Source organism: uncultured Marinobacter sp. (genome assembly GCF_913055835.1).
Classification (GTDB): domain Bacteria; phylum Pseudomonadota; class Gammaproteobacteria; order Pseudomonadales; family Oleiphilaceae; genus Marinobacter.
In genome coordinates, this window is record NZ_CAJXKQ010000058.1 from 1 (window position 1) to 9,463 (window position 9,463).

The following is a 9,463-nucleotide window of genomic DNA, read 5'->3' on the forward strand; positions in this document are numbered from 1 at the left end:
CCCTTGAAGAACGGAGTATGACGACCACCTTCTTCTTTGGACAGTACGTACACTTCACACTCGAACTTGGTGTGCGGCTTGATGGAGCCCGGTACACACAGAACCTGACCACGCTCAACGTCGTCACGCTTGGTACCACGCAGCAGAACACCAACGTTCTCGCCGGCACGACCTTCGTCCAGCAGCTTGCGGAACATCTCAACACCGGTACAGGTGGTCTTGGTGGTGTCGCGGATACCCACGATTTCCACTTCGTCACCAACCTTGATGATGCCACGCTCAACACGACCAGTTACTACGGTACCACGACCGGAGATGGAGAATACGTCCTCGATCGGCATCAGGAACGGCTGATCGATCGCACGCTCCGGCTCAGGGATGTAGTCGTCCAGGGCTTCTACCAGCTTCTTGACAGCGGTAGTACCCATTTCGTTGTCGTCTTTGCCTTCCAGCGCCATCAGGGCAGAACCGGTGATGATCGGGGTGTCGTCACCCGGGAAGTCGTACTGGCTCAGCAGGTCACGAACTTCCATCTCAACCAGCTCCAGCAGCTCCTCGTCGTCTACCATGTCGGCCTTGTTCAGGAACACGACAATGAAAGGAACGCCAACCTGACGGGACAGCAGGATGTGCTCACGAGTCTGCGGCATGGGGCCGTCAGCTGCGGAGCAAACCAGGATCGCGCCGTCCATCTGTGCCGCACCAGTGATCATGTTCTTCACATAGTCAGCGTGGCCCGGGCAGTCTACGTGGGCGTAGTGACGGGTCGGAGAATCGTACTCTACGTGAGAGGTCGCGATGGTAATACCACGCGCACGCTCTTCCGGTGCGTTATCGATCTGATCGAAAGCACGGCTCTCGCCAGTACCCCAAACTTCGTGACACACACGAGTCAGGGCGGCTGTCAGAGTGGTCTTACCATGGTCAACGTGACCGATGGTGCCCACGTTTACGTGCGGCTTGTTACGCTCAAACTTTGCTTTAGACATTTCGACCAATCTCCCTAATCAACCAGGATCGCAACGTTGACCGGATAAAAAATGGAGCTCATGACCGGAATTGAACCGGTGACCTCATCCTTACCAAGGATGTGCTCTACCGACTGAGCTACATGAGCATTGAAACCAAATTGGAGCGGGCAGCGGGAATCGAACCCGCGTCATCAGCTTGGAAGGCTGAGGTAATAGCCACTATACGATGCCCGCGAGCAATTTAGTGGTGGAGGGGGCAGGATTCGAACCTGCGAAGGCGATGCCGTCAGATTTACAGTCTGATCCCTTTGGCCACTCGGGAACCCCTCCGAGTCGGATTCGCCGAGGCAAATCCGTCAAAACTTAAAGTGGAGCTGGCGGACGGAATCGAACCCCCGACCTGCTGATTACAAGTCAGCTGCTCTACCAACTGAGCTACGCCAGCTCACATTCGCCTCGTCAGCGAGGGCGGTATACTACGGATTTTTTTCTGGCGTTGCAACACCTTCACAAGGCCTGATTTCAACGAAATCAAAATTGCTGCCGTAATCCGCTTTCACCGCCTGAACCAGTTCTTCAGCGAGTTCCGGTTCAGCCTCAAAAGAGAGCGCGTAGCTTATCTGATTTCGGGGGAAGTTGACCAGTACCGCATTAAGATTCTGACCTTTTTTTTCTTCCAGCACGGATATTGCAGATTCCCGGGACTCAAACAGGCCCAGCGAAATGGCATTCCGGTTTTCGCCCTCGGTCACCAGGTAGGAATCGATTCCCTGGCGCTGAATGTCCCGAAACTGGCGCAACGCCACATCTTCAGGCTGGGGTGGTATGAGAACCCAGTGCAAAGGCGGCAACTCTCTCTCGACCTCGTCAACCTTGAACCCCACCTCTTCAGCAAGGGGCTGATTATCCACAAGCCTGCGGGCGCGCTCGGCATTTTCTATCCAGCCAAGGCGGACACAGGAGTGCTCGGACTCAAACTCTCCCTCAACATTCTGAGGCTCCTCGGATTTCAGGCTGGCCACCCTGGGCAAACTGCCACTGGCAACCCTGGCCATTCCACCCGAGGGCCCGACGAGGTCGGGCAGGTAATAGACACCAATACTCACCAGCACAAGCACAAGCGCCAACCACCTCATGCGGACGCATCCTCACCATGGATCGCACGCAAGCCGGCCAACACAAGGTCGGGGCGATGGATACCCGACAGGCCAAGGCCCATAAGCCGATTCGCGTCGCCGCCAGTCACCAACACATCAGAGAGACCGTACTTCCGGGCATCGGCGATCACGCGGTCGACCATGGCACCGGATAGCCAGGCAAGACCATGATTCACGCATTCTCCGGTACTTCGCCCCGGATCCGTTGCAAGCCCCTGGTCGGGGTCGAACCAGATTCGGGCCGCGTCCGTCCTGAGGCTCCGCAACATCATTTGCAAACCGGGAAGAATATAACCGCCAAGGTGCTGGCCACGCGGATCCACATAATCAACGGTGACGGCACTGCCGGCATCGACCACCACGAAGCCCTGTTTGTGATCGAGCCAGGCGCCGTACATGGCATGCCATCGATCGGCGCCCATTCTCGATACATCCTGGTAGGCGTTTACCAGCCCGTTACGGGCCAGCTCGGACCAGTAAAACTGCACCGGCGCAGGACAAAGCGTTGCTAGCGAATCCTTCAAATGGGCACGCCTTTCTTCGGAAGCAACGGTGGATATGGCGACACTTCTAACCTGCTTGATGAGGTCTGCCGCTGCACTCAAAGGATTTTCTTCTTCCAGTGAACCTGTACCTGATGCCAGCGTTTGACCCTGGTCATCAAGACACCATTTCAAGCGGGTATTGCCTGCATCAATAAAAAGCTTCATGGCACCACTCGCAGACTGATTTCCCCTGCGCGAACTGGAACAATTCCGGCTTGGGTCCGGATCTGATAGTTTCCGGCTCCATCAATCCCGCAGCCGACACCCTCCACATCACCGCCTCGAGCCTGAAGCGGTTTTCCCATAAAGATATCCCGGCGCTGCCATGGCTCCCGAAAATCCGCGAATCCGAATTCTGAAAACAGGGGCACCGCATCCAGAACGGCGTCGATAATGGCACTGGCGATCTGGTTCCGCGACCAGTCCACGTTCGGACACGCCCTGCCAAGACTGCTCCAGGGCTGATCGACACCGTCGGCCCGCGACATGTGGACGTTCAGGCCAATACCGGCAATCACTTGCACAACGCCCTCTTCCAGTTCGCCCTGGAGTTCCACGAGAATCCCGCCCAGCTTGCCGTCTGGCAGAAAAATATCGTTCGGCCATTTGAGCCCAACCTCCGGCACTCCGAGTCGCTCGAGGGCATTGGCCACCGCCACACCCAGTACCAGGCTCAATCCGTCCAGCACCCCGAAACCACCATGAAACGTCAGGCCCATGCTCAGATACAGGTTTTCACCCCGAGGGCTCTGCCACACACGTCCTCGTCGCCCGCGCCCGGAGGTCTGGCAGTCGGCCATGACCACCGGTATACCTCTGGTTCCGGCGGTGATCTGCCGAATCACTTCGGCATTGGTTGAATCCACTTCATCGAGTACGGTCAGCGCCAGCTCCTCTTGCCGGCCGGAAGCCATGCCATCAAGCACGGCCGCCCGGTCAAGCAGATCAACCCGGGATACCAACTGGTACCCGCGCCCGCGTATCGTGGAAATATCAGCACCGTCGTCCATTGCGCGACGGATCTGTTTCCAGATTGCCGTGCGACTGACCCCGAGCTTTTCGGCCAACGCAGCCCCCGAGTGGATCTGTCCGTCACTTAGCAGCTCTAGAAGTGCTTTGGATTTCATAACACGCATCCAGCCATGAGATTGGGTAAGGCCGGATTAAACACCAGGGGAAGGAAAAAGACAAAGTCGGCAGGCGGGCTTTGCCAAATGGCCGCCGACAAATCAGGGGATCGGTGTCGCGGTGAGGTTCGCCTTGATATCAAAGTTCTGCATTTTCACACCATACACGGCAGTCTGTGCACCACCAACCGGATGGACCAGATCGATATTATTGATGGAGAGTTCCTTGAACTGGCTTCTCGCCTGCACCGCAAAACCGAGTGGCCGGTTTTCAGCCTCCTGGAGAGTCGGATTGGCCACATAGCGGTAACCGGCAGCTGATGAACTATCCATGATTTTTTCCTCGCCCCGGCTGCCAACCACACCCAGTGTGTCCGGACCGTCGGATTTTTTCACCACCCGAGTTTGGTAGACATCCACGGAAAGATCGGTGCGCACGCCAAATGAGTTGTCTTCGACACCGTCACCATCGAAGTCACCGCCGTCGCTGGTGTGGATATCGTTCAGCACCAGACGTGTCCCCGTTCCGTTCATGGACTCGCCAACGCCATTGGTTTGCCGATTGGTTTCCCAGGTCAGAGCGTTCTTTCGGTCCTCGCCGGCGGCCTTGGCAAACACCTGCTTCAGGCGGACGGTCAACCCTTCCTCGCCCCGGGTTTCCCAGACGCCTCCAGAGTCGGCACAAGCCGATGGGCTGTCGCCCATGCCACCGGCACAGACATCGCCCGCCCCTCCCGGAACCACCGTCATGCTGCTACCGGTTTCATATTTCTGAATCACGAATCGGCCAAAACTCTGGCCCGATTCCTTGTCGCCGATCCTGAGATTACCAATATCCATGGTGCTCCAGGCTTCGCCTTTGACAATCGCAAGCCCCTCCTGCGTGACGTCGACCGTCATGCCCCGAACGTGAGAGTCGTAATCCAGCTCGGTAATCCAGAGCCCCTTCTGGGGAACCTCGCCGTTACCTTCATCATAGGGCACCGCGATAATTGCGGCCTTGCCATCACGAATCCGGACATCCGAGTTGATAGTAAGCCCCTCCCCCGATGCACCGCCGGCACCAAGCGTCATTTGGCCATCCAGCTCAAACTCATAGGCCGGATAAAAGCCCAGCGCCAGCAGCAGTTCCGTGCCACCCTGCAAGGGAGCATCTTCACTTCCCACTCGAAGGCCGTTGATCCGGTATCCGGCCCGGATATCCTCAAACCCAATGCGCAGGCCATCGAAAAATTGGGTGCCATTGATGATCTCATTGCGAGTCACGTTAACAGTCACATCACCCTGACCCCACGATTGCAGGCCGCTGAAGATCACCCTGTTTCCGTCTTCCGTGTAGCTGAAATCGGCAAGCCGCAAGCTCCATTCCGTAGCAAGCCTTAAACCCTGGGGCCCGGCATCAGGATGGCCGCCTCCCTGGAGATAGAACGCATTGGAGTAATCACGACCATTGAACACCTGGTCCGCAAGCAGAAAGCTGACATTCACTTTGCCAATACTCTTTCCATTACCACCGACCTCAATGGCACCGATGCTGAAATTTCCGTCCATTGAGCCAAGAGTCAAGGCCAGAGCCGGTCGGTTTTGCCAGTCAGTCGCTACGTCGAGCCTCAGGTCGTTAATACGGTAGTCACCGGTGATGTCCCTAAGGGCAAGAACGTTTCCGTCATCCCTATAGAGAAAGGATGCTGAATGTATAATAGTCTCGCTATCGATCCGAAGGCCCTCCCCGGAGCGCCCGCCGGCGGTGATACCCACGCTGGATGAGAGATCATAGCTCCCGCCCAGGCTACCAAAACTGGGCAGCGGCTGGCCCGAGCCGGAATCATAAGATACGCCGTGGTTGAGCGGGTTGCCGCTGTAGCGAATTGCGCCAACCTCCCAATCACCGGTAACCCTGGGCGCATTCAGGGCCAGCGTATCGCCGACCACGTCCAGCGTTACCCCCAGCGCCTCCACGTTCATAGTGATATCATCCAGAAAAATTTCATTGCCGTTGGTGCGATACCCCAGGCGACCACCGGTCATGGTGTAGGCGGAGTCAAACGTATAGCCCTCCCCGCCAACGGAGCCACCCTGGCTGATGGTCAGATAACCCGCCAGAGAGTGATCGAAGAACATGCCCCCCATACTGACTCCGGGTGCACCGGCGAGGCGAATATCTCCAAACTCGATTCGTCGGTCCTCAACCAGGTAGTCGAGGTTGAGGGACGCATCTTCCCCAATATCGATCCGAACCAGATGAAATGCCTGACCTGAAGAATCAACCGCTGAACCGACGCGGAAACCTTCAAGGTGAATGCCGTTGCCATCGTCAAAGTACGATAACCGATCTGCGGCCAGGCCAAGTTCCAGCTCCATGGTCAACCCGCTCTGGCCACTGATGCTGGCCAGCGCAGAATCGTCCAGGCTTTTCATATCGGCAACCACTGACGGGGCGATGATCATCCAGACCAGCCCGCGGGCAATGACAGCAACTGGCTTGATTCTGTTTGAAGCACTCACAGCCCTCACCCCCTTCATGATTACGGATTACCTGCCGGGAACACGAGCAGGTTGCCTTCCATTACGACTTCCCCCCGCATATCTACAGAAAAAATGTCTGTCTGCTGAAAACCCGGATCGGTAGGGCGAGCTGTACTGCTGGCAGATATCTTGAATTGGACGTCGTTGAACCGGACGGTATTGGGCAACCCCAGCTCCAATACATCCCGATTGAACTGTTCTCCATCGCCGCCAAACCCCGAATCAACTTTGCGTACTCGCAGTGTCAGCCCCTCAAACGCGAAATTGCCGCGAATATCATCAAGAACCATCCAACCGCCATTTTCTTTGAGGCGATAGGCGAAGCGGGCACCGCACTTTTTGTCGCCATCGTCACAGCGGCCGAAATAGCTGTTTTCAACCGGACCACCCATTTCATTGATACTGATGTCACCAGACAGGTAGATTCCCCCCTGGCCCGAGATTCCTGAAAGAGCTTCATCACCGAGACGGGCGAGTTCCGCAAAAGCCGGTAAAGAATGAAGCGAAACCGTGAACGCGAGTAACATTGCGCGGAGGATGGCTTTCATTGGCTCAGATCCCTCGTTTTAATATTCAAATGCTGTATCAGCATTCCCTGTACACGGGCAGAGCCAAAATCACGGTCGCCAACACTGAAGTTCCCGATCCTTAGATTGCTGCGGAACTCCGGATTGGTGTAATAGGACTCGTAGAAATCCCAGGCTTCGGCATCGCTGCTACTTCTCAGGCCATCGGCTCCGATCTCGCCCGGTTGGGGACGCCGGATCGCAGCCACCTCCACCACAAAGTTGCCACTGCCATCAACATCGAAAAATATCGGCTGAAGCTGGTTACCAATCGCCAGCTCAAGCGCAAAATTGCTCATCAGAATACGCGAGCCACAACTGGAGCCGTCCTGTTCACAGGCGTTTATCGACAATTCCGGAGAATAAAAATTGAGCTTGAACTGGCCAACCATCTGGCGCCGATCGTTGTCGCCCCAGAGACGCAGATAGCTACCGTCGATGACAGCACTCTTTGCGTGAATATTGATGTTCGCAGACCGGTCGTCACCAACAGCCACGTTCATTTGCATACCGATATCCGCACGCTCCCCAATGTAGCCAGCCGTTGCCGGCCGACTTGAACAGGCCCCACTACCGAAAACGGCGCCAGAATCCATGCAATCGTAACCCTGTCCAGCAGCAACTTTGGAACTGGCGGCAAACTCCAGGACCGCCTTGTTGGCGACCCCGATGTCATTGCCATCAACCACATCGATTCGCCAGGGATTGAGAAGCCTCCCCAGGTTGACCGGCCCAAGGTTCTCGCCGAAATTACTATTGGCCCCAGAAATGTAGAGATGGTTCACCGTAATATCGACATCACGACCGTCTGTACTCTTTATGCCGCCAATTCGAAAAATCCTCGCCTGCTCGCCGGAGGCAGCGGGCTCATCAGTTCCATGGGAAAATTTGAAATTCTCCAGCACCAGGCCTATGCCGGCTCCATCTATCGCCGACATTTCAGTCTCCGAGAGACCCTGAAGTTCTGCCCCAACATGGACGGGCACCGCCAGAACTGCCCCCATCATAAGAAGCAAGCGCCCGGAGAAGGGTATCTGACCGAAACTGATCCATTTCATAAGAAGCTCCTCAGAAAAGACCTTTGCCGCGGTCAATGTATTCGGTGCGGTAACGCTGGGTGCCATAAAGGGCTTCGTTGAGATTCACCTCAGTAGCGCCATTAGGAATATTGAAAAAGGCACCTGAGGTTGCCCTGATGAAATCCTCGGGCGTAAAGTCTGCTTTCTTTACATCCTTCAGCCAATCGAGGTCTTTGGTCTGGAACGATATAAAAGCACCGTCGGCCGGCCCGGTGATACGTCGCTCGCCATTGATCTCACCGACCTCTCCTACCGGGAAGCTGTTATAGATATCGAGGTCGAAGCAGGAATCTATGCCAAGGACGAGGCAGTCCTCCGCGTAAACATAGATGTCACCGCCTGAACAGCTGAAAAAGGAACAATCCGGAACCTCGATTCGGGAACTCGACCCCCAGCCGATTAGGTTCTTTACCGACCAGCGGGTGAAGCCGCTTGCGCCTTCGAGAATGAACCGTTCGCCATCAGGAATACCGATGTATTCCGCCCTTACCGGATCAAGGGATCCGATGTTCGGGTCGCCCTCCGCACCGTATACCAATTCAGCCTTTGTGGATAACGGACTACCGCCCTCGAGCAGGGGGGTAAGAAGCACGATGATCTGGTCAAAGAAGTTACCGCTTGAACTGGCTTGGCTGAGGCCCTCACCCCGATCAATGATATCCACGTTGACATTGCCGGTCAGGGTTTCAATCTTGCCCGAGAGAACACCCATGGATTCACCAAATCCAAGCCGGAAACCGACCACTTCGTCAGTCTGTTCGTCGAATGCGAACTCCAGGAATGGATTCTGGATGGAGAAAGGAACAATCTCCCCCTCCCCATAGGCGCTTCCGTCAGACTTGCGCTGTTTTGGGGCTTTGGGATTAGCGTCGAAATAGGCCTGATTGTTTATGTAGCCAAGGGCGAAATCCTCGATGTAGACATCGGAGGTGCCGGGCTTCTCGCCTTCACGGTCGTAACGGCCCAGCTCCAGGACGTCCACGTTGGTCTGGATGTCAATATCCATGCCCAGGTTCACGCGTGTGTAGGCAGTATTATTGGCACTGTCGGGATGATACTGGCGGTCGACGGATACGAAGGCCTGACCAGTGACTTCCGACATCTGTTCATCGGTGATGGGGCGTAAATCGGCCTGGACTCCGGTAATGACCGCAGACAGGAGGGCAAGTAAAGATAATCGTTTACTCATAGCCATGTCTCACTGACGCCGTATTGTTTTTATTCACGGCGAATTAAAGATGACTGATGAGCGTCTCTGAGGCTGGCTTGATTTTGCTTTTATTGTTGGCCAGTTCTTTTGCGGAATATTAACGTTTGTTACGGATTGTCACTGTGCGCGACGTCATGGTTTTGAGATTTCTCAAATTCCGCGCATAAAAAAGCCCCGGCAGCGGATGCTGTCGGGGCTGTTTTATTTAGGAGCCTGACGATGACCTACTCTCACATGGGCAACGCCACACTACCATCGGCGCTGGTCTGTTTCACTTCTGAG

At 55.6% G+C, this 9,463-nt stretch carries 8 protein-coding genes and 4 tRNA genes; all 12 read right to left on the reverse strand.

Annotated elements, in window-relative coordinates:
• The coding region (tuf, locus tag QZ534_RS18750) for an elongation factor Tu (RefSeq protein ID WP_296936852.1) at positions 1-989 on the reverse strand (989 nt) is incomplete at its 3' end.
• Positions 990-1,041: 52 nt separating this feature from the next.
• A tRNA-Thr gene (locus QZ534_RS18755) sits at positions 1,042-1,117 on the reverse strand.
• Between the two features lie 13 nt (positions 1,118-1,130).
• Positions 1,131-1,205, reverse strand: a tRNA-Gly gene (locus QZ534_RS18760).
• A gap of 11 nt (positions 1,206-1,216) precedes the next feature.
• A tRNA-Tyr gene (locus tag QZ534_RS18765) sits at positions 1,217-1,301 on the reverse strand.
• A gap of 39 nt (positions 1,302-1,340) precedes the next feature.
• A tRNA-Thr gene (locus QZ534_RS18770) sits at positions 1,341-1,416 on the reverse strand.
• Positions 1,417-1,447: 31 nt separating this feature from the next.
• Entirely contained in the window at positions 1,448-2,107 is a 660-nt protein-coding gene (locus QZ534_RS18775) for a hypothetical protein (RefSeq protein WP_296936854.1), read from the reverse strand.
• Entirely contained in the window at positions 2,104-2,838 is a 735-nt protein-coding gene (locus QZ534_RS18780) for a type III pantothenate kinase (protein WP_296936856.1), read from the reverse strand. Before QZ534_RS18780 ends, QZ534_RS18775 begins: the two co-directional genes overlap by 4 nt.
• Entirely contained in the window at positions 2,835-3,800 is a 966-nt protein-coding gene (locus QZ534_RS18785) for a biotin--[acetyl-CoA-carboxylase] ligase (protein WP_296936858.1), read from the reverse strand. Before QZ534_RS18785 ends, QZ534_RS18780 begins: the two co-directional genes overlap by 4 nt.
• 102 nt (positions 3,801-3,902) lie before the next feature.
• A complete protein-coding gene (locus QZ534_RS18790; protein ID WP_296936860.1) occupies positions 3,903-6,305 on the reverse strand; it encodes a DUF6160 family protein in 2,403 nt (800 codons plus the stop codon).
• Positions 6,306-6,325: 20 nt separating this feature from the next.
• Positions 6,326-6,874 carry a hypothetical protein gene (locus QZ534_RS18795; protein ID WP_296936862.1) on the reverse strand — a complete coding sequence of 183 codons (549 nt, stop codon included), beginning with the start codon at positions 6,872-6,874 and terminating at the stop codon, positions 6,326-6,328.
• Positions 6,871-7,950: a hypothetical protein gene (locus tag QZ534_RS18800; protein ID WP_296936864.1), complete on the reverse strand. Its 1,080-nt coding sequence runs from the start codon at positions 7,948-7,950 to the stop codon at positions 6,871-6,873. The genes QZ534_RS18795 and QZ534_RS18800 overlap by 4 nt, the downstream gene beginning before the upstream one ends.
• Before the next feature lie 10 nt (positions 7,951-7,960).
• Positions 7,961-9,166, reverse strand: a complete 1,206-nt coding sequence (locus tag QZ534_RS18805) for a DUF6160 family protein (protein WP_296936866.1) — start codon at positions 9,164-9,166, stop codon at positions 7,961-7,963.
• Between the last annotated feature and the right edge of the window lie 297 nt (positions 9,167-9,463).

Bases quoted from the DNA above. Each gene is read 5' to 3' on its own strand.
- QZ534_RS18775 (WP_296936854.1), bottom strand. From the start codon at position 2,107: ATGAGGTGGTTGGCGCTTGTGCTTGTGCTGGTGAGTATTGGTGTCTAT.
- QZ534_RS18780 (WP_296936856.1), bottom strand. From the start codon at position 2,838: ATGAAGCTTTTTATTGATGCAGGCAATACCCGCTTGAAATGGTGTCTT.
- QZ534_RS18785 (WP_296936858.1), bottom strand. From the start codon at position 3,800: ATGAAATCCAAAGCACTTCTAGAGCTGCTAAGTGACGGACAGATCCAC.
- QZ534_RS18795 (WP_296936862.1), bottom strand. From the start codon at position 6,874: ATGAAAGCCATCCTCCGCGCAATGTTACTCGCGTTCACGGTTTCGCTT.
- QZ534_RS18800 (WP_296936864.1), bottom strand. From the start codon at position 7,950: ATGAAATGGATCAGTTTCGGTCAGATACCCTTCTCCGGGCGCTTGCTT.
- QZ534_RS18805 (WP_296936866.1), bottom strand. From the start codon at position 9,166: ATGGCTATGAGTAAACGATTATCTTTACTTGCCCTCCTGTCTGCGGTC.